This window comes from Thermostichus sp. OS-CIW-29, assembly GCF_054058195.1.
The window spans coordinates 48,817-73,553 of sequence record NZ_JBSSAB010000010.1; the positions used below are offsets into that span (position 1 = coordinate 48,817).

General features: G+C 60.3%; 25 protein-coding genes. 15 read left to right on the forward strand and 10 right to left on the reverse strand.

Features of this window, described 5'->3' with window-relative positions; all coding sequences use genetic code 11:
• Positions 1–181 precede the first annotated feature (181 nt).
• The 6 genes from rpsL (at position 182) to dapB (ending at position 6,104) form a co-directional block, all read left to right on the forward strand.
• Positions 182–589, forward strand: coding sequence for a 30S ribosomal protein S12 (gene rpsL / locus ACVWZJ_RS05510; RefSeq protein WP_011432553.1), 408 nt, complete (start codon positions 182–184; stop codon positions 587–589).
• 83 nt (positions 590–672) lie between these two features.
• On the forward strand, positions 673–1,143 hold the full coding sequence (gene rpsG, locus ACVWZJ_RS05515; RefSeq protein ID WP_011432554.1) for a 30S ribosomal protein S7: 471 nt from the start codon (positions 673–675) through the stop codon (positions 1,141–1,143).
• Between the two features lie 152 nt (positions 1,144–1,295).
• A complete protein-coding gene (fusA, locus tag ACVWZJ_RS05520) occupies positions 1,296–3,419 on the forward strand; it encodes an elongation factor G (RefSeq protein WP_011432555.1) in 2,124 nt (707 codons plus the stop codon).
• Positions 3,420–3,450: 31 nt separating this feature from the next.
• Positions 3,451–4,680, forward strand: coding sequence for an elongation factor Tu (tuf, locus tag ACVWZJ_RS05525; protein WP_011432556.1), 1,230 nt, complete (start codon positions 3,451–3,453; stop codon positions 4,678–4,680).
• Between the two features lie 124 nt (positions 4,681–4,804).
• Positions 4,805–5,122 (forward strand): 30S ribosomal protein S10, encoded by a 318-nt coding sequence (rpsJ, locus tag ACVWZJ_RS05530; protein WP_414328725.1) that lies wholly within the window; start codon positions 4,805–4,807, stop codon positions 5,120–5,122.
• 121 nt (positions 5,123–5,243) lie between these two features.
• Complete coding sequence (dapB, locus tag ACVWZJ_RS05535; protein ID WP_457395194.1) at positions 5,244–6,104, forward strand: 4-hydroxy-tetrahydrodipicolinate reductase; 861 nt, start codon at positions 5,244–5,246, stop codon at positions 6,102–6,104.
• Here the strand turns inward: dapB and ACVWZJ_RS05540 are convergent.
• The 9 genes from ACVWZJ_RS05540 to ACVWZJ_RS05580 form a co-directional block, all read right to left on the reverse strand.
• The gene (locus tag ACVWZJ_RS05540) at positions 6,101–7,018 is read right to left on the reverse strand and encodes a methylenetetrahydrofolate reductase (RefSeq protein ID WP_011432559.1); all 918 of its coding nucleotides are present in this window, start codon (positions 7,016–7,018) and stop codon (positions 6,101–6,103) included. The genes dapB and ACVWZJ_RS05540 overlap by 4 nt on opposite strands.
• 77 nt (positions 7,019–7,095) lie before the next feature.
• Positions 7,096–8,691, reverse strand: coding sequence for a hypothetical protein (locus tag ACVWZJ_RS05545; protein ID WP_457395160.1), 1,596 nt, complete (start codon positions 8,689–8,691; stop codon positions 7,096–7,098).
• A 224-nt stretch (positions 8,692–8,915) separates the two neighbouring features.
• Complete coding sequence (locus tag ACVWZJ_RS05550; RefSeq protein WP_457395163.1) at positions 8,916–9,806, reverse strand: LmeA family phospholipid-binding protein; 891 nt, start codon at positions 9,804–9,806, stop codon at positions 8,916–8,918.
• A gap of 85 nt (positions 9,807–9,891) precedes the next feature.
• Positions 9,892–11,340, reverse strand: coding sequence for an NAD(P)/FAD-dependent oxidoreductase (locus ACVWZJ_RS05555; protein ID WP_457395165.1), 1,449 nt, complete (start codon positions 11,338–11,340; stop codon positions 9,892–9,894).
• The gene (locus ACVWZJ_RS05560; protein WP_011432563.1) at positions 11,327–11,941 is read right to left on the reverse strand and encodes a nucleotidyltransferase family protein; all 615 of its coding nucleotides are present in this window, start codon (positions 11,939–11,941) and stop codon (positions 11,327–11,329) included. Before ACVWZJ_RS05560 ends, ACVWZJ_RS05555 begins: the two co-directional genes overlap by 14 nt.
• Positions 11,931–12,713: a twin-arginine translocase subunit TatC gene (tatC, locus tag ACVWZJ_RS05565; RefSeq protein ID WP_457392557.1), complete on the reverse strand. Its 783-nt coding sequence runs from the start codon at positions 12,711–12,713 to the stop codon at positions 11,931–11,933. The genes ACVWZJ_RS05560 and tatC overlap by 11 nt, the downstream gene beginning before the upstream one ends.
• A 158-nt stretch (positions 12,714–12,871) precedes the next feature.
• On the reverse strand, positions 12,872–14,077 hold the full coding sequence (locus ACVWZJ_RS05570) for an amino acid ABC transporter permease (RefSeq protein WP_457395169.1): 1,206 nt from the start codon (positions 14,075–14,077) through the stop codon (positions 12,872–12,874).
• 3 nt (positions 14,078–14,080) lie between these two features.
• On the reverse strand, positions 14,081–15,253 hold the full coding sequence (locus ACVWZJ_RS05575; protein WP_457395172.1) for an amino acid ABC transporter permease: 1,173 nt from the start codon (positions 15,251–15,253) through the stop codon (positions 14,081–14,083).
• Positions 15,254–15,351: 98 nt separating this feature from the next.
• Positions 15,352–16,389, reverse strand: a complete 1,038-nt coding sequence (locus ACVWZJ_RS05580; RefSeq protein WP_414419060.1) for an amino acid ABC transporter substrate-binding protein — start codon at positions 16,387–16,389, stop codon at positions 15,352–15,354.
• 263 nt (positions 16,390–16,652) lie between these two features.
• Here ACVWZJ_RS05580 and ACVWZJ_RS05585 point away from each other — a divergent pair, with 263 nt between their 5' ends.
• Positions 16,653–17,441 (forward strand): amino acid ABC transporter ATP-binding protein, encoded by a 789-nt coding sequence (locus tag ACVWZJ_RS05585; protein ID WP_011432567.1) that lies wholly within the window; start codon positions 16,653–16,655, stop codon positions 17,439–17,441.
• A gap of 8 nt (positions 17,442–17,449) precedes the next feature.
• Here ACVWZJ_RS05585 and ACVWZJ_RS05590 read toward each other — a convergent pair whose 3' ends face one another.
• A complete protein-coding gene (locus tag ACVWZJ_RS05590) occupies positions 17,450–18,298 on the reverse strand; it encodes a class I SAM-dependent methyltransferase (protein WP_457395177.1) in 849 nt (282 codons plus the stop codon).
• A 28-nt stretch (positions 18,299–18,326) separates the two neighbouring features.
• Between ACVWZJ_RS05590 and ACVWZJ_RS05595 the strand changes: the two genes are divergently transcribed.
• The 8 genes from ACVWZJ_RS05595 to ACVWZJ_RS05630 all read left to right on the forward strand — a co-directional run bounded on the left by ACVWZJ_RS05595 (position 18,327) and on the right by ACVWZJ_RS05630 (position 24,694).
• A complete protein-coding gene (locus ACVWZJ_RS05595; RefSeq protein ID WP_414405379.1) occupies positions 18,327–18,542 on the forward strand; it encodes a hypothetical protein in 216 nt (71 codons plus the stop codon).
• Between the two features lie 112 nt (positions 18,543–18,654).
• Positions 18,655–20,070: an ABC transporter substrate-binding protein gene (locus tag ACVWZJ_RS05600; RefSeq protein ID WP_457395180.1), complete on the forward strand. Its 1,416-nt coding sequence runs from the start codon at positions 18,655–18,657 to the stop codon at positions 20,068–20,070.
• 61 nt (positions 20,071–20,131) lie between these two features.
• On the forward strand, positions 20,132–20,947 hold the full coding sequence (gene trpA / locus ACVWZJ_RS05605; RefSeq protein ID WP_011432571.1) for a tryptophan synthase subunit alpha: 816 nt from the start codon (positions 20,132–20,134) through the stop codon (positions 20,945–20,947).
• Between the two features lie 459 nt (positions 20,948–21,406).
• Complete coding sequence (locus tag ACVWZJ_RS05610; RefSeq protein ID WP_011432573.1) at positions 21,407–21,925, forward strand: phycocyanin subunit beta; 519 nt, start codon at positions 21,407–21,409, stop codon at positions 21,923–21,925.
• A 145-nt stretch (positions 21,926–22,070) separates the two neighbouring features.
• A complete protein-coding gene (locus ACVWZJ_RS05615) occupies positions 22,071–22,559 on the forward strand; it encodes a globin family protein (RefSeq protein ID WP_011432574.1) in 489 nt (162 codons plus the stop codon).
• A gap of 315 nt (positions 22,560–22,874) precedes the next feature.
• Positions 22,875–23,144: a phycobilisome linker polypeptide gene (locus ACVWZJ_RS05620; RefSeq protein WP_011432575.1), complete on the forward strand. Its 270-nt coding sequence runs from the start codon at positions 22,875–22,877 to the stop codon at positions 23,142–23,144.
• Positions 23,145–23,217: 73 nt separating this feature from the next.
• The gene (locus tag ACVWZJ_RS05625) at positions 23,218–23,988 is read left to right on the forward strand and encodes a HEAT repeat domain-containing protein (protein ID WP_041436319.1); all 771 of its coding nucleotides are present in this window, start codon (positions 23,218–23,220) and stop codon (positions 23,986–23,988) included.
• 64 nt (positions 23,989–24,052) lie between these two features.
• Positions 24,053–24,694, forward strand: a complete 642-nt coding sequence (locus tag ACVWZJ_RS05630; protein ID WP_071818190.1) for a HEAT repeat domain-containing protein — start codon at positions 24,053–24,055, stop codon at positions 24,692–24,694.
• The last annotated feature ends 43 nt before the right edge of the window (positions 24,695–24,737 follow it).

Below are 24,737 nucleotides of genomic sequence, written 5' to 3' on the forward strand. Positions count from 1 at the left end.
AGAGTCTCCTAAAAAGCTGAGGCAAGGGGGGAACGAGGCCGAAATTCAGACTCGGCCAGGCTAACAGCCCAGCAGTCCATCCCCAAGTTGACGCTGGGATCCCGCCTTGCTAGGATTCAATATCGCCGGATAATTCAACCGGATAATTTAAAATTTAAGTCGTGACCTTCTCTGCCAGCCCATGCCCACCATTCAGCAACTGATCCGTGAGGAGCGCAGCGTTGCCGCTCGCAAGACCAAGTCTCCTGCCCTGAAGGCTTGTCCACAGCGGCGGGGGGTTTGCACCCGAGTGTACACGACAACGCCCAAAAAGCCCAACTCGGCCCTGAGAAAAGTGGCTCGCGTTCGCCTCACTTCCGGCTTTGAGGTCACCGCTTACATTCCCGGCATCGGCCACAACCTGCAGGAGCACTCTGTGGTCATGATTCGCGGTGGGCGGGTTAAGGATTTGCCCGGCGTGCGTTACCACATTATCCGGGGTACCCTCGACGCTGCAGGGGTCAAAGACCGCAAACAAGGCCGCTCCAAATACGGGGCGAAACGGCCCAAGCCGGGCCAAGCTCCAGCCGCCGCTGGCAAGAAAAAATAGCTTTGCCCTCACCCTCAACCCTCCATATCCCACTCGTCATCTTTCTTTCTGCCATCCCCATCTGAACAAGCAACCCAGCTCCTATGTCTCGCCGCAACCGTGCCCCTCGTCGTGATGTGCCCCCGGATCCCAAGTATGGGAGCCGTCTGGTTACCATGCTGATCCGCAAGTTGATGATGAGGGGTAAGGCATCCCTGGCTGCCAGGATCCTCTATGAAGCTCTGGACATTGTGCGGGAGCGCACCGGCCAAGACCCACTGCCCTTGCTGGAAAATGCTGTTCGCAACGCCACCCCACTGGTGGAGGTGAAAGCCCGCCGGGTGGGCGGAGCCACTTATCAGGTGCCTGTGGAGGTGAGAGGAGAGCGGGGCACTTCCCTAGCGCTGCGCTGGTTGGTGACCTTTTCGCGCACTCGTCCAGGTCGCACCATGGCCGCCAAGTTGGCCAATGAGCTGATCGATGCAGCCAACGAAACCGGCAGCGCCATTCGACGGCGGGAAGAGGTGCATCGCATGGCCGAGGCCAACAAAGCCTTTGCCCACTACCGCTACTGAATTAGCCTGCGGAGCAGTGGAGACTTTTGGGATCCCTGTTCTGCCCAGCCCGAGTTCCAGCGAGGTGGAGAAAAATCGGCAAAAAAGATTAGAATTGTAAAGGATTTTTTAGTTTGCCCAAGTCGCAGGGCGACGAGGATTGGGAGGTTGACGTGGCACGCACAGTTCCCCTAGAACGAGTCCGAAACATCGGCATCGCGGCTCACATCGATGCTGGCAAGACCACGACCACAGAGCGGATTCTCTTCTACTCCGGTCTGGTGCACAAAATTGGCGAAGTTCACGACGGAACTGCGGTCACCGATTGGATGGCCCAGGAGCGGGAGCGGGGCATCACCATCACCGCTGCGGCCATCACCACCCGTTGGACTAAGCGGGATCCCGCAAATCCTTCCCAGCCCCTCTCCGGCGCACCGGAGTACACCATCAACATCATCGATACTCCTGGGCACGTCGATTTCACCATTGAAGTTGAGCGCTCCATGCGGGTGCTGGATGGGGTGATCGCCGTCTTTGACTCGGTGGGCGGCGTGCAGCCTCAGTCTGAGACCGTCTGGCGGCAAGCCAATCGTTACAATGTGCCCCGCATTGCCTTCGTCAACAAAATGGATCGCATGGGGGCCAATTTCCTCAAGGTTTACAACCAGATCCGGGAGCGCCTCAAGGCCAATGCTGTGCCCATCCAACTGCCCATCGGTGCCGAAGACGGGTTTTGCGGCATTGTTGACTTGGTGCGGATGCAAGCCCGCATTTATATGGATGAGATCGGCAAAGACATTCGTCCAGCCCCCATCCCTGAGGAGATGAAAGATCTCGTGGCAGAGTATCGGGCCAAGCTGGTGGAAGCAGTGGCCGAGACGGACGAAGCTCTGATGGAAAAGTACTTCGCCGAAGAAGATCTGAGCGAAGCCGACTTGATGGCGGGTCTGCGCAAAGGCACGATCAGCGGCCAAATTGTGCCCATGCTGTGTGGCTCTGCCTTCAAGAACAAGGGAGTCCAGATGCTGCTGGATGCGGTGGTGGATTACCTGCCCTCGCCTGTGGATATTCCGGCCATCAAGGGGGTGCTGCCAGATGGATCAGAAGTGTCCCGCCGCGCCAGCGACGATGAGCCCTTCTCCGCACTGGCCTTCAAGTTGATGAGCGATAAGTACGGGGATCTCACCTTCATTCGCGTCTACTCGGGGGTGTTGACCAAAGGTACTTATGTGCTCAACTCCACCAAAAACAAGAAAGAGCGAATCTCGCGGCTGGTGGTGCTGAAGGCCGATGAACGCTTGGACGTGGATGAGCTGCGGGCAGGAGATCTGGGAGCTGTGGTGGGCCTCAAGGACACCACTACTGGGGACACCCTCTGCGACGAAAATGCGCCGGTGATCCTAGAGTCACTGTTCATCCCAGAGCCGGTGATCTCGGTGGCTGTAGAACCCAAAACCAAAGCCGATATCGATAAGCTCTCCAAGGCCCTGCAGGCCCTGGCCAAGGAGGATCCCACCTTCCGCGTGTCTGTGGATCCCGAGACCAATCAAACCATTATCTCTGGGATGGGCGAGCTGCACCTGGAGATCTTGGTGGATCGGATGCTGCGGGAGTTCAACGTAGAAGCCAATGTTGGCAACCCACAGGTGGCCTACCGCGAAACCATTCGCAAGCCGGTCAGCCGCGTGGAAGGCAAGTTTGTTCGCCAGAGCGGTGGCCGTGGCCAGTACGGCCATGTGGTGATCGACCTAGAGCCGGCGGAGCCGGGTACAGGGTTTGAGTTTGTTTCCAAGATTGTGGGTGGCGTTGTGCCCAAAGAATACATTGGGCCAGCCGAGCAAGGGATCCGAGAAGCCTGCGAATCCGGTGTGCTGGCGGGCTATCCCTTGATCGACATCCGCGCCACCCTGGTGGATGGCTCCTACCACGAGGTGGACTCCAGCGAAATGGCCTTCAAGATCGCCGGTTCGATGGCTCTGAAGGAGGCCGCTCGCAGGGCAAGCCCTACCCTGCTGGAGCCGATGATGAAGGTCGAGGTGGAAGTCCCTGAAGCCTTTGTGGGGGATGTCATCGGGGACATCAACGCCCGCCGCGGCCAGATGGAGGGGATGAATACAGAAGGCGGCATTACCAAAGTCAATGCCAAAGTTCCCTTGGCGGAGATGTTTGGCTATGCCACCGACATTCGCTCCAAGACCCAGGGTCGAGGCACCTTCACGATGGAGTTCAGCCACTACGAGGAAGTTCCTCGCAGTATCGCCGAAGCCATCATTGCCAAAAACAAAGGAAATGAGTAGCTGACTGAAACCAAAAAGGAAGTGATGATTCATGGCACGCGCTAAGTTTGAACGCACCAAACCCCATGTCAACGTTGGCACCATCGGCCATGTTGACCACGGCAAGACCACCCTGACGGCTGCCATCACCACCACCTTGGCTGCTTTGGGTCAGGCCACAGCCAAAAGGTACGATGAGATCGACGCAGCGCCAGAGGAAAAAGCTCGCGGCATTACCATCAACACCGCCCACGTCGAGTATCAGACTGCCAACCGTCACTACGCCCACGTGGATTGTCCCGGCCACGCCGACTACGTGAAGAACATGATCACAGGCGCGGCTCAGATGGATGGGGCCATCTTGGTGGTGTCTGCAGCTGATGGTCCCATGCCCCAAACACGGGAGCACATCCTGTTGGCCCGTCAGGTAGGGGTGCCCAGCTTGGTGGTCTTTCTGAACAAGGCAGACATGGTGGACGATCCAGAGCTGCTGGAGTTGGTGGAGCTGGAAGTGCGGGAGCTTCTCTCCAAATACGACTTCCCCGGCGACGACGTTCCCATCATCAGAGGATCGGCGCTGAAAGCCCTAGAAAGAATGACCGCCAACCCCAAAACCCAGCGGGGCGAAGATCCTTGGGTGGACAAAATTTATGAGCTGATGGATGCGGTGGACTCCTACATTCCCACGCCTGAGCGGGATGTGGACAAGCCCTTCCTGATGGCTGTGGAGGATGTCTTCTCGATTACTGGTCGGGGCACGGTGGCCACGGGCCGGATCGAGCGGGGCCGCATCAAAGTGGGCGAAACGGTGGAATTGGTGGGCCTGCGGGAAACTCGCTCCACCACTGTTACTGGCCTGGAAATGTTCCAAAAAACCCTCGATGAGGGGATCGCCGGCGACAACGTTGGTGTGCTGTTGCGCGGCATTCAGAAGAACGAAGTGGAGCGCGGCATGGTGCTGGCCAAGCCCAAGACCATTACTCCCCACACCAACTTCGAGTCTGAGGTGTATGTCCTCAAGAAAGAGGAGGGAGGTCGCCACACGCCCTTCTTTGCCGGCTATCGTCCTCAGTTCTATGTGCGCACCACCGATGTAACCGGCACCATCTCTTCCTTCACGGCTGATGACGGATCCCAGCCAGAGATGGTGATGCCTGGTGACCGCGTTAAGATGACGGTGGAGCTGATCCAGCCCATCGCCATTGAGCAGGGGATGCGCTTTGCTATCCGCGAGGGTGGCCGTACTGTCGGAGCGGGTGTTGTCTCCAAGATCCTGAAGTAAGCTGCTTTTTCCTGGCAGGGATTGAGTGCCGACGGCCCCAGACCAACTCAGTTGCGATAGTGGCGCGGAGCACTTTCCCTGCCAGCTTTTTTGAGTCCCCCTTTTTCTGGATTGCTCTCCGGCCATGCCTACCTTGACTCAACAGAAAATTCGTATCCGCCTGAAGGCTTACGATCATCGGCTGCTGGATACTTCCTGCGACAAAATTGTGGATACGGCTCGTCGTACCGACGCCGTACCTGTCGGCCCGATCCCTTTGCCTACTCGGCGCCGCATCTACTGTGTGCTGCGTTCCCCCCACACCGACAAGGACTCGCGGGAACATTTTGAAACCCGCACCCACCGGCGCATTATCGACATCTATTCCCCCTCTTCCAAAACCATCGATGCTCTCATGAAGCTGGATCTGCCGGCAGGAGTAGATATTGAGGTGAAGCTGTGATGGATCTGCAGGGATCCCCCGCTTTCGCAGTCATTTCGTAGAGCTTGGATGAGGGCAGCAGCGGGTGACGACATCGGTTGATCCAGTTGACCACGATAGCGGTGGGGAGCACTTTCAGGAGTTGACAGCTCCAGAAGCGGCTACATCCCCCATTCCGGTTTTGGTGGTGGGGGCCTTGGGCAAAATGGGGCGAGAGGTGGTGCGAGCCGTTGCCCAGACGCCCGACATGAGGTTGGTGGGGGCGGTGGCCCGCTCTCAACTGGGCTCGGATATTGGCGAGGTGCTGGGCCTGGGATCCCTGGGGGTGGAGATTACCGATGACTTGTCGGGGCAGTTGCTGAGGTTGTCGCAGCGGAGCAACCGCGGCGTGATGGTGGATTTTACCCATCCTTGGTCGGCATTTGAACATGTTCGCTCGGCCATTGCCTTTGGCGTGCGTCCGGTGGTGGGGACGACGGGCCTGACGCCGGAGCAGGTGGAGCGGCTGCGGGATCTGGCGGACAAGTCGGGTGTGGGCTGTTTAATCGCGCCCAATTTTGCCATCGGCATGATTTTGCTGCAGCAGATGGCGCTGCAGGCGGCCCAGTATTTTGACCATGTCGAGATCATCGAGCTGCACCACAACCGCAAAGCGGATGCCCCCAGCGGCACGGCTCTACAGACGGCCCAACGGCTGGGACAATTGGGCAAAACCTTTAACCCGCCCGTTCGCGACAGCGGGACGGAGTCCTCAGTGGAAGAAAAAGAGCTGATCCCCGGTGCGCGGGGAGGGCTCTCTGGCCCCAACATTCCCATTCACAGCGTTCGTCTGCCGGGGTTGATCGCCCATCAGGAGGTCATTTTTGGTGGGATGGGGCAAACCCTCACCTTGAGACACGACACCACGGATCGGATAGCTTTTATGCCGGGAGTGATCCTGGGGATCCGCAAGGTGCTGCAGCTCAAAGGTTTGGTCTACGGGCTGGAGCAAGTGTTGAGCTAGCCGGTCAGGGGAGGGATCCCGGCCTCATCCAGAATGCGGGGGATGAGGTGCTCGGCTTTGACGGCCATCAGATGCACCCCATGGCAGATCTGGCGGGCCTGCCGCACCTGTTCGGCGGCAATGCGGATCCCTTCTTCGAGGGGGTGGGCGGCGTTGGCCAGCCGCTGGATAATCTCGTCTGGGATCTTCACTCCTGGCAGGTTGCGGTTGATAAACTCGGCATTTTTGGCCGACTTGAGCAAAAAGATGCCAGCCAGGATGGGCTTGCCGGCGGGACGGCCCAACTTATCCATGAAGCGCTCCAGCTGCTCGAAGTCGGTGACCATCTGGCTTTGGAAAAATTGGGCCCCGTTTTCCAGCTTGCGGTGGAAGCGCCGCTCCAGGCCGGAAAAGCTGCCCGATTGGGGTTCTACCGCTGCCCCTGCCAACAGATGCGTGCCCCCATCCGGGAGAGGTTTGCCGTTGCAATCGAGGCCATTGTTCAGCCGTTGGATAAGCTGCAGCAAGCGCACCGACTCCAGATCGAATACGGGGCGGGCATCGGGGCAATCGCCGATGTGGATGGGATCCCCGGTGAGGGCCAACACATTGCGCAGGCCGAGAGCTGAGGCCCCCAACAGATCCCCTTGCAGGGCCAGGCGGTTGCGATCCCGACAGGCCAACTGCAGGATCGGTTCAACACCCGCCTGATGCAACAGCACCGAGGCCGCCAACGGGCTCATGCGGGCCATGGCTCGGTTGGAGTCCGTGATGTTGATGGCATGCACCCGCCCCTTGAGCTGCTGGGCCAAAGACAGCAGGGTGCTGGTGTCGGATCCCTTGGGGGGGGTGATCTCGGCGGTGAGCAGAAATTCCCCCCGCTGGATGGCCTGGGCGAAGCGGGACAGGGGAGGTGATGAGGGGATCAGGGCCACAATTCCTGAAGGAAAGGTAAAACGGCTGGCTTATTATCGACTTTTCCGGGAGGTTTTTCCAGACAGGTCGTCCTTTCTCAGAGCTTGGGCGAGGGAAGGGGGCTGGGCGGGGGCTGCACCCGCATTTCCCCCAGCCATATCTGGGGATCCCCCTGTTGCAGATGCTGCCGCCAATCTTGTGCGGCTGCAGGAGGGATCCCGTCCGGGCTTAAAGTCCAGCTCCAGCCGATCACCTGAGGCCAGCGCTGCGCCTCCAGACCTTCCAGCAGCGGTTGAGAGGTTGCTGAGCCCGGAGCCGGCCCGCGGATCACCACAGGCACTTCCGGGTTGAGGGCCTCAAGGCGGCGGTACAGCGGTTCAAAAGCGGCGGGATCCCCCGTTACCTGTAGGCTCAGCCAGTCCATCTCAGGGAACCGAGCCCAGGTGGACACGGCCTTGGCATCTTCTCTGTCCAGCTCCACCACCCAGAGCAAATTGGCCGGGGACTCCGTCCCGCTAACGCGAACAGAGCGCAGGGTTTGCATCAGGTGTTGGTAAGCCCGTTGTTGCAGCGAGGACTCCGTCCCACCAAAGGGCTCCCCACCGCTACCGCGAGCGCGTTCGGGATCCCCGTCGCCAACAACGACGGCCAGGATGATGGGGGTGGCAAAGCGCTGGATCCCGCGGGCCCAAGAGCGCAAGGTCTCATCGTGATCCCCATTGGCCAAGGCAGAAAGTTGGGCTGGATCTAGCCGCAGGCGCAGGTAGGGGACTGAGCCGCTTTCCCGCAGGCGACTGGCCAACTGCTGTGGAAAGTCCTGGCGGGGATCCCAGAGGTGATCCACGGCTGCCCAGGCGGGGGGTTGACCAATGGCCTGGCGGTAGGACAAGAGCTGATCCCAAGTGGGAATGCCCGGCCAAGCAGCCCCGTGATATAGCCGGCCCGGAGGCGGCGGCAGCGGCCTACCCCGTTGAAAGGGGGCAGAGTCAGGTGGGATCGGCGAGGTAAGGACAACCTCCAGCCGCAGCGGCGGCAAGACCTCACCGGCAGGGGGATGCGGCAGGGAGAAAGGGAGGATCCAACTGCGCTCCTGGAACTGGCCTCGGATGATCTGCTGAGGGTGAAAGTCCTGGGGAGGTGGCAGCGGTTCCAGCGGGTCTTCCCCCCAGAAAGCCCGTTGGATTACCAAGCGCACCCCTGCTCCGGGGTGGATCAGAGGCGTGGTGGTATCCAGGTGAAAGCTACCCCTGAGGCGGGTGGACGTCTCATTGGGCTCAACCCGGAAGGAGAAGGTGAGCTGGTCAGATCGGTAGGTGCCTGGAGCGGGGGAAGCAGTGGGGGGCGGGGATCCCGGCAGGCTTTCGCAGTCGGTGCAGGGAAAAATGGCCTGCGGATGGAGAGAGACAGAAGCCTCGCGGGCAGATTGCAATTGCTGGGGGCTGATGACAAAGCTGGCCCAAAGATGCTTCAGACGGGGATCCCGACCAGGCTGAATATCGGAAAAGGATCGGCCTTCGGGAGTGGCCGTGCGGGTGCCGACAGCAGCGCCATCCAGAGGGACTGTAGAAACCGGGTCGCCAGCACATCCCCCCAAAAAACCAACCGACAAAATCAGCAGCAGCGCCCAGCCGCAAGTGCTCCGCACCGCTACCGCGACCCAGGGGTCGAGTTTGCAGTTGGATGGCTGGATCATGATCTCACCTCAATACACCACTCCTGCCCGGCTACCGAAGGGAGTCGATGCCGCTCTCGTCTTGTGGACGGTGCGGTTCCCGACGGGGCACCAACGCAAACGGCCAGCAAGATCCCTTTCCCTCCGGTTGCTAGAGGGATCCTCGCCCAGAGGCACACCCTTTGAGATTGATCCCGATCACACCCGTTGCTGAACGGGAAAGGTCTCCGTCCTGCCCAGGCGAACTATCCCTGCGGCACAGTTGCGACTTCTGGGTAAATGGTCAGGATCCCTTCGTAGAGGATTTGGCCGGGCTGCACCTCCAAGCGGTCGATGCGCACGCCGGGATCCAACTGAATGGGGAAATCGGCCAGGCCGGGGATGGGGATCTCTTGGCCTTCGCTCACCCAGAGGGGATTGACCAGCCGCAACCGGTTGGGACCTTGGGCTTCTAGGCCGGTCAGCACCGTCACCGGCGCTTCCACCCCTTCGGGAGTGGTTAAGTTGGCCTGGATGCGCAGCCGACCCTGTTCCAGCGTGACCTGAGGCTGGCGGATAAGAAAAGGCACCACTTGGCCCCCAACAGGCAACTGCACCTGGGCCTGAGCCAGTTGGGCTTGGATGAGGGGAGCCTGGAGGGTGCGGTTCAGGTCTTCCTCGGTAAGGCGCAAGCTCACCTGCACCGGCACAGGGGCCAATAGCCGCAGTGGGCTCCGTCCTTGGATGGCTTCGCCCACATTGAGGCGAATATCCTGGCCCTGCAGCCGCAGATGACTGATCTGAAAGCCTTGATAGCTGAGGTTGTCTCCCGACACCTGGGCTTGAGGGATCTGCCCATTCAAAATCTGGGCGTCAGAGCCGACAATTTGCACTTGCAGGTTATCGACCCTCTGCACCTCAGAACGGATCCAAGCCGCCACCAAGGGGCTGAGAAGGGATCCGGCAATTTGGGCAAATCCGGGGGGCCAAGGCCAAAACATGGTGGGTAGGCTGAGCAGCAGAGCAAACCCCAGCCGCTGCCCTGCTTGCGAAAGCCGTTGGCGGCGACAGGCTGCCGATTGGGTTTGGAGAGGAGACGGATCTGGACTGGGCCGATGGCAAGACGTGAGCAGCACTGGATACCTCGGGAGCAACAACAAGCGATGGTTTCCACCCAACTACGACCAGACTAGGGCAGGACTTCTCTGCCGAACAGAGGGATCCCCCGCACACTTGGAGAGGCTATCCATCCGTCAACTGCCACCAAAGATACCCCAGCCGCAGGTAGTGAAGCCGTAGCCAGGGCAAAGGGAAAGAGCGGGGCGGCTGGCGAAACAGAGCGCTCATCTGAGAAGGGATCCCGGCGATCTCCTGGGCCAGCATTTTGCCCGCCCACACCGCCGTGGCTACACCGCTGCCGTGATAGGCCAAGCCGTACCACAGGCTGGGATCCGCCGGCGAAGGGCCAATATGGGGGTGAAACTGTCGAGAAAGGCAGACCAGTCCATTCCAGGCATACTCGATCTCCACCCCTTCCCAAGCAGGGAAAAGACGATAGAGCTGTCGGGTCATCCAAGCGCGCAACTGCCGTCGCTCCGTCGGGGTATCGCGGGTGCCGCCCCGCCCCCCAAACAGCAAACGCCCATCCGGCAGTAGGCGGTAATAAAACAGCAGCCGCCGCATGTCGTAGAGTGGCGTCGGATTCCACCACCCTTGCGCTTTCTGCTCCTGAGGCGTCAGAGGTCGGGTGACCAGGATGTTGGACAGTGCCGGCAACAGGGATCCCGCCAGTTGGGGATACAGGGCCTCTGGGGTGTAGCCATTGGTGGCAATGACCAAGTGCCGAGCGCGCACCGTTCCTCCCGGCGTGTGACAGATGTGTTGGGATCCCACCTTTTCCCAGGCCGTGACCGGACTGCCGCTGTACAGCTTCGCCCCCCACCGGTGGGCCGCTTGGGCCAGTCCTTGGGTGAGCTTGAGGGGGTTGAGGCCAAACCCCACCCCGATGTGCAAAGCGCCGTGGTTCTCTTGGCTGTTGAAGCCGCGTTCCCGCAGCTCTTTGGGGTTGAGGAGCTGGGCCGGGTAGCCCGCCACCTGAGTACAGATCTGGTACTCGGCCTCTAACTCCGACCATGCCTGTGGACGATGGGCCACTGCATAGCAGCCCTGTCCCTGAGCCTCTAGGGAGAAGCCCTCGCTGGCCGCCAGCTCCTGAACGGTTTCCACTGCCTGCCATTGATCCCGGTAGTAGCGCTCTGTCTCTGCCAGGCCCACCCGCCGCACCATCTGGGTGTGGGTAAGGTGGCTCGACCCCACCCCGCAAAAGCCACCGTTGCGTCCCGAGGCCCCCCAACCCAGGGATCCCGCCTCCAGCAGACAAGCATGGATGCCGTGGTCGCGGGCCAGGTGCAAGGCCGTCGATAGCCCCGTCAATCCTCCCCCCACAATGACCACCTCAGCGCTCACCTGCTCCTGCAAAGGTGCCGGATGCCGCCAACCGGGATCTGCTATCGTGCTCTCCCAGTAGCTGCCGACCGGGCAGGCAGGATCGTAGGTGCTGGCAGGATAAAGGCCCTTTCTCATACGAGCAATGGGAAGAACATCTTGCTGGGCAACGCCGAAGTGCTCGGTACCGCTGAGGCGACCGGTCGCAGGACAAGTGCTGAAGGGGATCCCCTCACTCCTGGGCAACGCTGTCGCAACCGGCAGCAGCGGCCTCCATATCGGCAGGGGTATTGCAGTCCAGGAAGATCTCAGGAGTGTAGAGCTCCACCTCCTGTACCCGCCTGCCCAGATCCTGCAACAACCGGCGCAGGCCCAGGGTTTCTTCTCGGAGATCCAACAGCTTTTCCCGCAAGCGCCTGTCGATCAGGGTAGGGTGCCCCCGTCGTCCTCGATGCACCGGCACAGTAACCCAAGCGCGATGGCGCAGATGGTACTCCAGCAAGCTGTGGTAGATCCACGCCGGACGGGGCTGATCCACCGCCGAAATGGCCAGCACCTGAAAATCGGCAGGGATCCCTTCCACCCCCACCCGAATGGAATGGGTCTTGCCCAGCTCAGGAGCCGAATTGACCAGCACCTCTGCCCCTGCCAAGTGGGGTTGGGCTGCCGCCAGATGCTGGGATCCCAGCACCACCCAGGGTTGAAACCCCGCCTGTCGCCACTGAAAAATCTGGTAAGAGAGCAGGGTTTGCCCGTCTTTCCAGGGCAGAAAGGCTTTCGGCTCTCCCATCCGCGTGGAAAACCCAGCCGCCAAGATCAGCGCATGCAGCTTCGGCTCATTTGCCAAGGAGCTTCACCAGCAGAATGCCAAACAAATATAGAAACGTCACAGCCCCGGCCAAAAGGCTCTGGGTAAGGGGATCCGTCGAGGGGGTGAGAATGGCCCCCGCCACCACCGCGCCCAGAACCACGTAGCGCCAGCCCTTGAACATCTGCTCGGCAGTCACCAGACCCAGCGCCCCCAGCAGCGCCTGCAAAATCGGCACCTGAAAGGCCAGGCCGGTGCTGAACAGCAGCAGCAGCACAAACTCAAAGTAGCGGTCGATGGACCAAGCCTGATCCACCACCCCTTCGCCGTAGCGAATGAAAAAGTTGAGCGCCGCCGGAATGAGGAGATAGTAGGCAAAGACCAAGCCGGCCACAAAGAGAAGGCTGGATCCCAGCACCACCGGCCCCAGCAGCTTGCGCTCCTTCACGCTCAGCCCCGGCAAGACGAAGCGGGCAATTTGGTAGAGCAAAAAGGGCGTGGCCAGCAATAACCCCGAGTAGGCCGCCACCTTCACAGAAACGAAAAAATACTCCCCCGGCGCCAGTTGCAAAAAGGTAACCCCCTGCGCGGGCACCTCCAGCAGGGCGACAATGCGATTCACCACGGCAAAGCAGGCGATGATGCAGATCGCCACCGCGATCACGCTGGCCAACAGGCGGCTGCGCAGCTCTTCCAAGTGCTCCATCAAGGTCATCTCGACCTCGTAGGGAAACTCCGGATCCCGCACCCGACCAGACTCAGGGGCCGCCGCGGCTTGCTCCGGGGATTCGGTCTCAGAGGCAAGGGTCATGGGCCAAGGTGTAACGAGACGTTCCCCGCTATCTTAGCGCTGCCCCCTCTCCAGGGAAAAGCACTTGTCGAGCCGCTATAGGGGGATGTAGCCCTGGCCTGTTAAGGGGATCCCGGGGCCTGAGCAGATGAAACTGGGAAGGGGAGTGGCTGCAATTTCTAGCGCTTGCCCAAGCCCAGCGCCTTTTCCACCTGCTGGGCGGCGTAAGCCATGGCAAAGCAGCAGATAAAGTAGATCAGGCCGATAAAAAACAGCACTTCCCGCTGGGTGCCTAGCCAGTTGGGGTTGGTGAACACCACGCGCCCCGCCTGCAGCAGGTCGATGAGGCCGACAATGAACACCAGCGACGTGTCTTTGAAGAGAGTGAGGAACTCGTTCACCAGCGCCGGAACAGCTGCCCGCAACGCCTGGGGCAAAATCACCAGAGCCGTCACTTGAAAGGGGTTCAAGCCGAGTGCCCGTGCCGCTTCTAGCTGGCCCAGCGGGATCGACTGCAGGCCGCCCCGCACGTCCTCGGCCACGTACACGGCTGTAAACAAGATGAAGGCCACCTCCGCCCTGATGATCAGGTTGACGCTGATCCCCCCCAGAAAGAAGGGCACCAACAGCCAGGCGGCAAACAGAATGGTGGTCAGGGGCACCCCCCGCACCAGCTCGATCACCAGCGTGCAGAAGATCCGGATTACCGGCAACGCCCGATTGGCCCGGCCCAATGCCAGCAACACCCCGATGGGAAAGCCGATGATCATGGCGGCTGCCGCCAAGATCAAGGTAAGCAGCAGTCCAGACAGTTGCTCAGCCCGCACTGCCGGCCAAGGGGGGCCCAGGTTGCCCAGCAGCAGCTCCAGACAGAGGGGCAAGATCAAGGCCCAAACCCAGATGGAAGCCAGCCGCCAGGATTCCCGTCCGCGACTGAGGGCAATAGCGGCAAAAGTCGCTCCAGAGCAAACCGCCAGCCACCCCTGCGACTGGGTTCCCAAAGGCAGGAACGCGGCCAAGCCCATAGCAGCTCCCAAGAGAATGAGGTAGTGCAGCAGCACACCGCCCCAAGTCCCCCCCGCTACCCCCAAGGTGGCCAGCACAATTCCCAACACCGCCCACACCCGCCACAGTTGGCTGCTGGGGTAGGTGCCGCTGGCAAAGATTTTGAGGTTGGCCGGGATCACCTCCCAGCGGGCTTGGGTGAACGCCCAGTTCCAGAACAGGGAAATTGCCCAGGCCAACACCAAGGCAGAGACCAAGGTGAGCAAGGTGCTCAGCCAGGAGTCGAACAGGTTGCGGCGCACCCAAGCCAGAGGACTTTGTTTCTCCCTGGGGGGGAGTACCTTTTCTTCTACAAGGGGAGAGGAGAGACTGCTGGGCATGGGTTAGCGCTCCACCAATTTGACGCGGGCATTGAGCCAGTTCATGCCGTAGGAAACCACCAGGTTAAAGGTCAGGTAGGTGGCCATGAGGATGGCGAACATCTCCACCGAGCGTCCCGACTGATTGATGATGGTGCTGCTGATGTTGAACAGATCGGAAAAGCCAACGGCAATGGCCAAGCTGGAGTTTTTGATCAGGGTGAGATACTGAGTGTTCAACGAGGGGATCATGATCCGCAGGGCCTGGGGCACAATCACCAAGCGAAAGGTTTCCAGCTCCGACAGGCCGACGGCCCGGGCCGCCTCCCACTGCCCCCGCGGCACCGCCAAAAAGGATCCCCGCACCACTTCGGCAATGTAGCAGCCGGTGTAGGTCACCAAGCCCAGCATCATGGCGGTAAACTCCGCCGAAAGCTGGATCCCACCCCGGAAGTTAAAGCGCTCCAGTACCGGGACATCCAGCCGCACCGGCGGCTCTGGGAAGAGCACCCAGCAGGCCACCGCCAGCAGCGCCACCCCCGCAGCCACCCACAGGTTCCGCTGCCGGGATCCCAGCTCGGGGCGACGGGCCAGGAGCAGCTTGCGGATCCCCCACCCAGCCGCGATTACAATGGCCAGCGCGGGAACCAGCCAGCCGCTGGGATCCAACCCGGGCAGCTTCACTCCCCGCTGGTTGATAAAGACAAGCCCGCCGATGGAGAGACTGTTGCGCACCCCCGGCAGAGTGAGGATCACCCCCTGGTACCAGAAGATCACGATCAGCAGCACCGGGACATTGCGAAAGATCTCGGTGATGACGGTAGCCAATTGGCGGGCCAGCCAGTTGCTGGAGAGGCGAGCCATCCCCAGGACAAAGCCCATCGCCGTCGCCAACACAATGCTGACTGCCGACAGCCAGAGGGTGTTCACCGCTCCCACCGCCAGAGCCTTCAGGTAGCTCTCGGAAGGGTCGTAGGGGATCAGCCCCTCGGTGATCCCAAAGTTGGCAGAGTTGCCCAAAAAGCGAAAGCCCAAACTGATGCCCAGGCGACGCATGCTGGCGAGGAGATTTTGGGCGAGGATCCCGAACACCAGCAGCACGGCCACGACAAAGGCCACCTGCAGCAAGAGCTTCAGGATACGCTCATCCCGCCACCAGGGGGGGCGAAGGTGGGACTGGTCGGACAGAGAAGTCATGCGGGGCAAGCAAAAATTCAGAGCACAGCAGAGAATAGGGGATCCCTGGCCGGTACTGACCAACCGGGATCCCTAGGCCCGGATTCCGAATCAGCCGATCAGCGGAAAGGCGGCGCGTACTGGATCCCACCTTTGGTGTAGGGCTGGTTCAAGCCCCGCGGCACGCCCAAGGGGGTCAGGTGGCGGTTGAAGATCTCGCCGTAGTTGCCCACCGCCTTGATGACATTGACCACCCAATCCGGCTTCAGGCCCAGCAGCTCTCCCAGGTTGCCTTCCTGGCCCAAGAAGCGGCGAATGTCGGGATCCTCGGACTTGAGGAACTCGTCCACATTGGCGCTGGTGATCCCCTTTTCTTCTGCATAGAAGAGGGCGTAGACCGTCCAGTTCATAATGTCGGAGAAACTCTCATCTCCGTGGGGAACCAGCGGCCCCAAGGGCTCTTTGGAAATGATCTCCGGCAAGATCACGTGGTCATCAGGAGAAGCCAAGCTGGCCCGGCGGGAGATGAGGGCGCTTTGGTCGCTGGTGATGGCATCGCAACGGCCCTCTTCGTAGGCGTTGAAAGAGGAATCATCGCCGTCGAAGGTTACTGGCGTAAAGGCAATGCCACGGGCGCGGAAGGTATCCGCCAAGTTCAGCTCGGTGGTGGTGCCGGCAATCACACAGATGGTGGCCCCGTTCAGGTCTTCCAGCTTTTCCACCCCCAGCGACTTCCGCACCATAAATCCTTGGCCGTCGTAGTAGGTGGTGGGGCCGAAGGTCACCGCCCACTCGCGATCCCGGGTGAGGGTCCAGGTGGTGTTGCGGCTAATCATATCGACCTCGCCCGACTGAATCGCAGACTGGCGATTGGCCGCCGTCAGGTAGACGTATCGAACCTTGTCCGGATCTCCAAAGAGAGCGGCAGCTACTGCCCGGCAGATGTCGATATCAAAACCCACATACTTGCCTTGGTCATCCAGGTTGCCGAATCCGGGCAGTTGGTTGTTTACCCCACAGATCAACTCGCCCCGAGCCTTGATGCGGTCGGTGAGCGGCCCCAGCTGCGCCCAAGCAGGAAGGGACTGCAGGCCCATAGACAACGCCAGTGCCCCGGCCAAGGGAGCCAATCCGTTCAAATGCTTTATCCAGTTCATAAAATTACCCCATGTCAATCCTCAAGATCTTCGTCGTCAACAGTCGTTCATACACGGCACTTCAACCGAGATACCGTGCCATTGGGTTACACTCCTGCCACACCCCACACCCCATAGAATGGTTTGCCATAGGCGCCTACGATTTTCTCAAAGCCTTACATGTCAGGGCGTATGGAAATGTTGCAGAGGCTACGGTTGTGGCTCGGCCAGTTCTGCCATGGTACCCATGCCTGCTTTGGTGAAACTTAGGGAGTCACCCACCCATGCAAGGATCCCCGCACATAAGGTCTTCACTCTCTCCGCAAAGTGCAGCCAGCGCTGACATTATCCAATGCGAAGATGTTCACAAATGGTACGGCGATTTCCACGTCCTCAAGGGCATTACCACCCGCATCCGCCGCGGAGAGGTGGTGGTGGTCTGTGGGCCTTCAGGTTCGGGCAAGTCAACGTTTATTCGCACGTTGAACCGCTTAGAAGAACACCAGAGAGGGCGCATTGTGGTAGATGGCATTGAGCTAACCAGCGACCTGCGCAACATCGATGCCATTCGCCGCGAGGTGGGCATGGTTTTTCAACAGTTCAACCTGTTTCCCCATCTCACGGTTTTGCAAAATGTAACCCTTGGCCCAATCCACGTGAAAAAGATGAAAAAAAGTGAGGCGATAGAGCGGGCTATGGAACTGCTAAGCCGCGTGGGGATCGCCGAGCAAGCAGAAAAATACCCGGGGCAACTTTCGGGGGGGCAGCAGCAGCGGGTGGCGATTGCCCGCGCCTTGGCCATGAATCCGGCGGTGATGCTCTTCGATGAGCCCACCTCGGCCTTGGATCCAGAGATGATCAAGGAGGTGCTGGACGTGATGCGGGAGTTGGCCCGCTCGGGGATGACCATGGTGTGTGTAACCCACGAGATGGGCTTTGCCCGCGAGGTGGCGGATCGGATTATCTTCTTCGACCGCGGCAAGATCGTGGAGGAAAACACCCCCCAAGAGTTTTTCAGCAATCCGAAAGAAGAGCGCTCCCGCCTGTTTTTATCCCAGATCCTTTCCCACTAGCGAGTCCTTCAGAAGGGGGTGAGGCGTGCCAGAAAAGCCCCCTCCGGCTCTTGATAGACAATCTGCCCCTGCCAGCCGTTGGCGTGGGCACACTGCAGCAGGGTTTCCGGATCTACAAATAGCCAGGGAAAGGGATCCCCCCGCTGGCCGTTGTACTCGGCTACAAAGTTCACTACCTTGGCTTTTGCCTCGCTCCCTTCCTGCCAATCTTCTGAGCCACCTGCTTCGAGGTGGGCAGGAGCGGCCAGCTTGCCAGAGGGATCTTCCAAGTTTTCTAAACGCCCTCCCTCTTCTGCCGGCAGATTCCGCAGATCTGCGAGGTCGCTGGCATCGCTCAAATCGGTGGAATCCAGGAGCAACTGGCCAGTGGGCTGAACCCAGTGGCGAGCCAGGCGCAAAAAACGCTCCAAGCCCGACAGGGATCCCGCCAAGCCGACGCCGTTCATCAGCAGGAGTAGGGTATCGAAGGGCTCTCCTGGCCCCGCCCAGTGGAAAAGATCGGCGGCAATGCAGCAACGCACCCCCCGCTCTGCCATAATCTGCAAAGCCACAGGGGAGCGATCCAAAGCGGCCACGGCCAATCCTTCCTCCTGCAGCAGCAGGCTGTGGCGGCCCGTACCGGCGCCGATGTCCAGCACCCGACCGCGGCAGAGTTCCAAGGCCAAGGCTTCCACCTCCGGCAACTCTTGGGTGAAGAACACCTCTGGGGAGACCACCTGGGGCTCTTCCGCCAGCGGGATCCCCTCCAGGCTGTAGGCATGTAAGAGAAGGGATCCCTTGGCCTGTCCCCGATGCCAGTCCCACAGCGCTTGCTCCAAGGGATCCTGAAGTGGGTAATTCTCGACAGCCTTTATCATGGAAGGGGAAAGCTAAACCATTGACCCGATGGCCATCGTCGCCTTTCTTTACGGTGCCGCTATCGTCCTTTTGCTGATTGCAGCAGTGGTTTGGGCAACATCTCGGCAGTTCAATGTGGAGACCGAGACGCAGATCGGCACCTCGCCAGAAGAGCCCTCCGAGACCTCATCCGTTCCCATTTCCATTGTGGAGCAGCTAGAGCGCCAATACCGCAACAGCCCTTCCTACCGTCCCCACCCTTAAGTTATTCTTCGAGAAGCCTCTGAAAATCCTTGAAAAGACGGGTTTTTGAGGATCCCTGAGGGCGCGAGCAGTGTCTTTGCTGGCCGAAGGTCGGCGTTTTCTTCCCTGAATCATGGTTGTCAAGTCTCCGCCACCCATTGTCTACATCGTCCTGGGTCTATTGCTCCTCTGGGGCGGTCATCGTGCTTGGCGGGCGGGCTATGTTCGCTGGCCGGAAGGCATTTCTCTACCGCCAGTATCGCTGCCAGGGTTGGGGGGTGGAGCACAAGATCTGCTCCTGACCAGCGGCGAGCGCACCTTGTTTGCCGATAGCAGTCCCGCTGCCGTTGCCGCTGCAGAGCTGTTGCGCCAAGGTAACCTCAGCGCAGCCATCCCGGTGTTGGAGATGGGGCTGCAAAGCAACCGCAACGACCCGGAAGCTCGCATTTTCTTGAACAATGCCCGTGCCCAGCAGCAGGGCAGTCCCTTGAGCCTGGCGGTGGTGGTGCCCATCTCCAGCAACCCCAACCGCGCCAAAGAGACCCTGCGCGGGGTGGCGCAAGCTCAGGAGGAGCTTTTCCAACAGGGGGGAATCGGAGGACGGCTGCTGCGGGTAGTGATTGCCGACGATGGCGACAACCCTGAGCGAGCAACGGCGGTGGCCAAGGCTCTGGTGAGCCAGCCCGAGATCTTGGGGGTGATTGGCCATAACACCAGCGACGCCACCCTGGCTGCAGCCGAGGTTTATCAGCCTGCCGGCTTGGCCATGATCTCCTCCACCTCCACCAGCACCCGCATCAGCATGCTGGGGGATGCCATTTTTCGCACCGTGCCCTCGGATCAAGTGGCCGGCACGCAACTGGCCCGTTATGCTCTCAGCACGTTGCGGCTGCAAAGGGTGGCCATCTTCTACAACCCCAACAGCGCTTACAGTACCAGCCTGCGGGACGCCTTTGCCTCCACCCTGACCAGCGAAGGGGGCATCGTGCTGGCGGAGTTCGACTTATCGGCGTCGGACTTCAACCCCCAGGCCAGCCTGCAAAGGGCCGTCGGCCAAGGAGCCCAGGTAGCTTTTTTAGCTCCCACGGCTTCCGTAGCCGAAAAAGCGCTGGCCGTAGCCCGCGAGAACGCTGTAGCTGGTAAGCCCCTTGCTCTTCTGGGCGGCGATGTGCTCTTCAGCCTCACCACATTGCAAGACGGGGGAGCAGCGGTAGAAGGCTTGGTGGTGGCGGTACCCTGGCATCCCCAGGTGCCGCGCAACCGCGAGTTTGCCCAGAAGGCAGCCCAGCTCTGGGGAGGGCAGGTGAGCTGGCGCACCGCTCTGGCTTATGATGCCACCCGGGTTTTCTTGCAAGCTTTCAGCCAAGGAGCCACCAGCCGCAACGCTGTGCTGGCCCGTTTGCAGGATCCCAACTTCCTCCTCCAGGACGGCGCTTCCGGAGAAGTGCGCTTCTTGCCCTCCGGCGACCGCAATGCTCCCCATGTGCTGGTGCGGGTTGAGCCCGGCAACCGCTCCGGTACCGGCTACGATTTTGTGCCTCTCCCCTAGGGATCCCGGCAGACGCTACAGTGGGGGATGCTCTCAATCTCCTCAGAATCGAATGGATCCCATGCCCAGCCGGATCACAGCCTGTTTCCAGGCGCTGCGCAGCCGCGGTGAAGCAGCCCTCATCCCCTACCTCACCGCCGGGGATCCCAACTTGGAAACCACCTTTGAGGCTTTGCAGGTTCTGGATCAGAGCGGCGCCGATCTTATCGAGCTGGGGGTACCCTACTCGGATCCCTTGGCCGATGGGCCGGTGATCCAAGCAGCAGCCACCCGCGCCCTCAGTCGGGGAGTCACTTTGGGCGCCATTCTACAAGGCTTGCGCTGTCTCTCGCTGCAGGCCCCCCTGATCCTGTTCACCTACTACAACCCCATCCACCAGCTCGGCATCCCCAACTTTCTGCATCAACTGCGGCAGGCCGGCTGTGCCGGCTTGGTCGTCCCCGATCTGCCTCTGGAAGAGGCGGGATCCCTGCGACAAGCAGCCCAGGCCGAAGAGATCGACCTCATCCTGCTGGTGGCCCCCACCAGCCCCCCGGAGCGCATGCGCCGCATTGCCCAGCAGTCCAGTGGCTTTGTCTACTTGGTCAGCACCACCGGCGTTACCGGCGAACGGGCCACCCTGGAAAAGCGGATCCCGGCTTTGCTGCAGCAACTGCGCCAACAAACCCCCCTGCCGATTGGGGTGGGCTTCGGCATCTCCACTCCCGACCAGGCCCGCCAGATCGCTCTCTGGGGAGCAGATGCAGCGATTGTGGGCAGCGCATTTGTGCAACGGCTGGCCAAAGCCCCCACGCCTGAAGAAGGACTGCAGCAAATAGCCCACTTTTGTCGAGCCCTCAAAGCGGCTCTGCAAGAGGTGACCACTCCAGAGCGCTGACCGAAGCGCGAGGAGCGTGGAGCGGCGGAAAAATCCCCCGGCTTTAGCCGTGGGGAGAACGTCAGTTCTGTTCAGGAGGGCGCCAACTCAGGTTGCTTCCATCTCAAAACAAATGTTTACATTCCGTAAGCCAGCCTGTAGACCCATTTCCCCCCTGCTGCGCCCCACAGTCCAGGGATCCCAGCCTAGGCAGACATTTTGGGGTTGGTAGGTTTGCAAATCTTCACAAAACACTCATCCATCCCGCGATATAAAATTAGGCTGGATGCTCGGCTGTCTGAAAGTCGCAGAGGTTCTTGACCTATCTAAAAATTTAGGGGTTCGGTGGGGGGTCTGCTGCCACGGAATCCTTGATTTTTGGGGGTCAAAGAGGATCCCGCAAAAAAGCTTGGGATTCGGCTTTTGGGAGGTTCAGCCAGTCGCTCACCACTTTTTGGAAAGACCAGAAGGAGATCCATCATGCAAGATGCTTTTACCCGGGTGATCGCTCAGGCAGATGCACGCGGTGCCTTTTTAAGTGACCAAGACTTTGACCGTTTGGCGGCTTTGGTGGCAGAGGGCAACAAGCGCCTAGATGCTGTCAACCGCATGACCAGCAATGCCGCCCAAATCGTAACCAATGCAGCTCGCTCTTTGTTTGCTCAAGAGCCAGATCTGATCGCTCCCGGCGGCAATGCCTACACCAACCGCCGCATGGCTGCCTGCCTACGGGACATGGAGATCATCCTGCGCTACATCACCTATGCCACCTTGGCCGGGGATAGCTCTGTGCTGGAAGATCGCTGCCTGAACGGCCTGCGGGAAACCTACATTGCTCTGGGGGTGCCCACCACTTCTGTGGCCAACGGCATTGCTGCCATGAAGAAAGAAGCCCTGGCCAAGATCATGGATCCGAAAGGCATCACCCCTGGGGACTGCTCTGCGCTGCAAAGCGAAGTGGCCAGCTACTTCGATAAGGCTGCTGCCGCCATCGTTTGAGCTTTGGGTCGAAGCCAGCTTGGTCGTTCCTTTCAGAATTGAGATCCGTTAGATCCCTCATTTCTGATAGGCAGGTGGAAATCCAGTCCGCCTTTCCTACAGAACGTCCATTAACAACACAATCGATGAATTTAGGAGTTGCAAGGTGAAAACTGTCATCACTGAAGCGATTGCTGCCGCTGACAATCAAGGGCGTTTTCTGAATGCCAGCGAACTGCAGGCCGTGAATGGTCGTTACCAGCGTGCTGCTGCTTCTCTGGAAGCGGCCCGTGTCCTAACCAACAACCAGCAAACTCTGGTGCGGGAAGCGGTGCAGGAAGTGTTCAAGAGGTTCCCTTACCTGACTCAGCCGGGTGAAATGGGCCACGGCGATGTGTTTCAGGCCAAGTGTGCCCGCGACATCGGCTACTACCTCCGCTTCATTACCTATTCTCTGGTTGCAGGTGGCACCGGCCCCCTCGATGAATACCTGGTGGCCGGACTGCGGGAAGTGAACCGCTCCTTTAACCTCTCTCCCAGCTGGTACATCGTGGCTCTGCAGTACATGAAGAGCCGCGCTCTGGGCATGCTGAGCGGTCAAGCGGCCAACGAAGCTGCCATCTACTTCGATTACGCCATCAACGCCCTCAGCTAGGGGATCCCAGGGCAGAGATCCCTGCTTGTTGGGAGTGGACGATCTCTTTCTTTGTCTTCCAATTGTGTGTCTCTCCAGAGCAGGCGACGGCTCCAAAGAGGTCTATTCCACCTGTTTCCAGGTTGGTTTGGCGCCTTGGCTTCTCTTAAGCCGGTTGGGTTGGTCGCCTGCTCTCCAGTCTGGGGTAGTTAGCCTTTGGATTGTAGGCATTGCCCAACGGCAGCGTGCTGGTTCGCGAGAATAGCCGGTACGGCTTGTTCGCTGGTCAGTTTGCCTGTCTTCCAAACGAAGTCTCATAGATACCTGGGGAAAGCGATGTTTGGTCAAAGCACCACCAGCCCTGAAGCCCTGACAGAAGCCGGCAGCCGGGTTTACCGAGTTGAGTACACCGGTCTGCTCAACCCGCCCGATGCTCTGGCCACCTCTGCCAAAGTTCGCCGCAGCACCCTGAGCACCACCGTTCCCTACAGTCGGTTGTCTGCCGAGATGCAGCGCATTCTGCGGATGGGTGGCAAAATCGTGCAGGTCACTGCCTTGTCGGGAGCCAATGCCTCTCCCGCTCAGGGCAACGGCGCTGCTGAGTGAGGGAGGCCCGACGGCCGACTGAAGTTACCGGCAAGGTTGCCCAGGTGTCATGAACAGCTCTGCAACGGTTCGTATGGCATCCAACACGGCGGTGCTGCCGCAGCAGCTCACTTGGGAGCAGGCGATAGCCCGGCTGCAGGGGGATGACTTGCAAGATCGGTACTATGCTGCCTGGTACCTGGGCACAGTTCGGGATCCAAGGGGGGTAGAGCCGCTGCTTTTGGCGTTGCAGGATGAGCGGGATCGCACTGCCTTGGGGGGCTATCCTCTGCGCCGCAATGCCGCTAAGGCCCTGGGGCAAATCGGGGATGCGCGGGCCGTGCCCGGTTTGATCGAGGCGCTCACTTGTACCGACTTTCATGTGCGGGAAGAGGCTGCCTATGCCTTGGCTCAATTGGGGGACAAGCGAGCGGTGGATCCCTTGCTGGCACTGTTGCAGTCCCGCGAGCAGGAGCAGCCCTGGGAAGCCCTTATCGAGGCCTTGGGTCAGCTTCAGGCCACCGAGGCTGAGGCAGCGATCCGGCCCTTTTTGAACCATCCCTCTGAGCGGGTGCGTTCGGCAGCGGCTTGGGTGCTCTATCGCTTTACGCAAGCCGAGGAGCTGACCCAAATCCTGGTGGCGCTACTGGCCCACTCCAACTCCAGCCTACGACAGGCCGCTTTGTTCGACCTGGCCGAATCGGGATGGGTAGCGGGGGCGCCGCTGCTGGCCACAGCCGACGTGGCTCTCAACCTGCGCATCAATGCTCTGAAGCGGCTGTTCGATGTGGCGCTTCAGTTGGGGTGGGTGCCGCTGGCTCAGGTGACGGCGGTGATCCTGCCGCAACTGGAGAAGCTCTTCTAGGATCCTGGGGCGCTCAGTGCCTTTGATCAGCGGTTTCAAGTGTACCTTTGACTATTCGTTGCCTATGTCCTCCGCCTCGGCTGCTCAAGCGTTTCCCATTGCTGTGGCTCAACTGGCAGCAGAATTGGAGCAGGCCACGTCGCCTGAGGAATTGTTGCGGGTGGTGAGGGCGCTGGGCGCTTTGGGCCAAGTGGAAGGGATCCCCATCTTAATTCGCGCCTTTGGGTTCAATCGCCCTGCAGTGGGGGAAGCCGCCCTGGAGGAAGTGCTGCGCTTTGGGGAAGCCGCGGTGCAGCCCTTGCTGAGCCATATTGACGGTTTCGATTACGGGGCGCGGGCCTATTCGGTGCGGGCTTTGGCTCGCATTGGCCATGGGGATGCCTACCCCTTTTTGGCAGAAGCCATTGTGGCGGACTTTGCCCCCAGTGTACGGCGGGCGGCGACCCGCGGGCTGGGACGGGTGGCGGCCAAGCGGCCCTTGCCCGATCAAGAGCGAGCCTTGCAACTGTTGCGGCAATGTCTTGCCGATGCCGATTGGGGAGTCCGCTACGCCGCCGTTGGATCCCTGACGGACTTGGCTCGCCAGGGTGAACAATCTCTGCGACCCTCAGTCGAGGCTGCGCTCCAGATGGCCTTGGAAGATGCGGATCCTCTGATCCCTCTCCGCGCCCAGATGAGCTGGCAGGAATTGGCTGCTGAGCCTTAGCTTCCCTGCCCCACTGTGTTTTTCTTAAGTTTTTCTCGTTTTT

Excerpts from the sequence above, each read along its gene's own strand:
- rpsL (WP_011432553.1), top strand. The coding sequence starts at position 182 with ATGCCCACCATTCAGCAACTGATCCGTGAGGAGCGCAGCGTTGCCGCT.
- rpsG (WP_011432554.1), top strand. The coding sequence starts at position 673 with ATGTCTCGCCGCAACCGTGCCCCTCGTCGTGATGTGCCCCCGGATCCC.
- tuf (WP_011432556.1), top strand. The coding sequence starts at position 3,451 with ATGGCACGCGCTAAGTTTGAACGCACCAAACCCCATGTCAACGTTGGC.
- rpsJ (WP_414328725.1), top strand. The coding sequence starts at position 4,805 with ATGCCTACCTTGACTCAACAGAAAATTCGTATCCGCCTGAAGGCTTAC.
- ACVWZJ_RS05545 (WP_457395160.1), bottom strand. The coding sequence starts at position 8,691 with ATGATCCAGCCATCCAACTGCAAACTCGACCCCTGGGTCGCGGTAGCG.
- tatC (WP_457392557.1), bottom strand. The coding sequence starts at position 12,713 with ATGACCCTTGCCTCTGAGACCGAATCCCCGGAGCAAGCCGCGGCGGCC.
- ACVWZJ_RS05570 (WP_457395169.1), bottom strand. The coding sequence starts at position 14,077 with ATGCCCAGCAGTCTCTCCTCTCCCCTTGTAGAAGAAAAGGTACTCCCC.
- ACVWZJ_RS05575 (WP_457395172.1), bottom strand. The coding sequence starts at position 15,253 with ATGACTTCTCTGTCCGACCAGTCCCACCTTCGCCCCCCCTGGTGGCGG.
- ACVWZJ_RS05580 (WP_414419060.1), bottom strand. The coding sequence starts at position 16,389 with ATGAACTGGATAAAGCATTTGAACGGATTGGCTCCCTTGGCCGGGGCA.
- ACVWZJ_RS05585 (WP_011432567.1), top strand. The coding sequence starts at position 16,653 with ATGCAAGGATCCCCGCACATAAGGTCTTCACTCTCTCCGCAAAGTGCA.
- ACVWZJ_RS05590 (WP_457395177.1), bottom strand. The coding sequence starts at position 18,298 with ATGATAAAGGCTGTCGAGAATTACCCACTTCAGGATCCCTTGGAGCAA.
- ACVWZJ_RS05595 (WP_414405379.1), top strand. The coding sequence starts at position 18,327 with ATGGCCATCGTCGCCTTTCTTTACGGTGCCGCTATCGTCCTTTTGCTG.
- ACVWZJ_RS05600 (WP_457395180.1), top strand. The coding sequence starts at position 18,655 with ATGGTTGTCAAGTCTCCGCCACCCATTGTCTACATCGTCCTGGGTCTA.
- trpA (WP_011432571.1), top strand. The coding sequence starts at position 20,132 with ATGCCCAGCCGGATCACAGCCTGTTTCCAGGCGCTGCGCAGCCGCGGT.
- ACVWZJ_RS05610 (WP_011432573.1), top strand. The coding sequence starts at position 21,407 with ATGCAAGATGCTTTTACCCGGGTGATCGCTCAGGCAGATGCACGCGGT.
- ACVWZJ_RS05620 (WP_011432575.1), top strand. The coding sequence starts at position 22,875 with ATGTTTGGTCAAAGCACCACCAGCCCTGAAGCCCTGACAGAAGCCGGC.
- ACVWZJ_RS05625 (WP_041436319.1), top strand. The coding sequence starts at position 23,218 with ATGGCATCCAACACGGCGGTGCTGCCGCAGCAGCTCACTTGGGAGCAG.
- ACVWZJ_RS05630 (WP_071818190.1), top strand. The coding sequence starts at position 24,053 with ATGTCCTCCGCCTCGGCTGCTCAAGCGTTTCCCATTGCTGTGGCTCAA.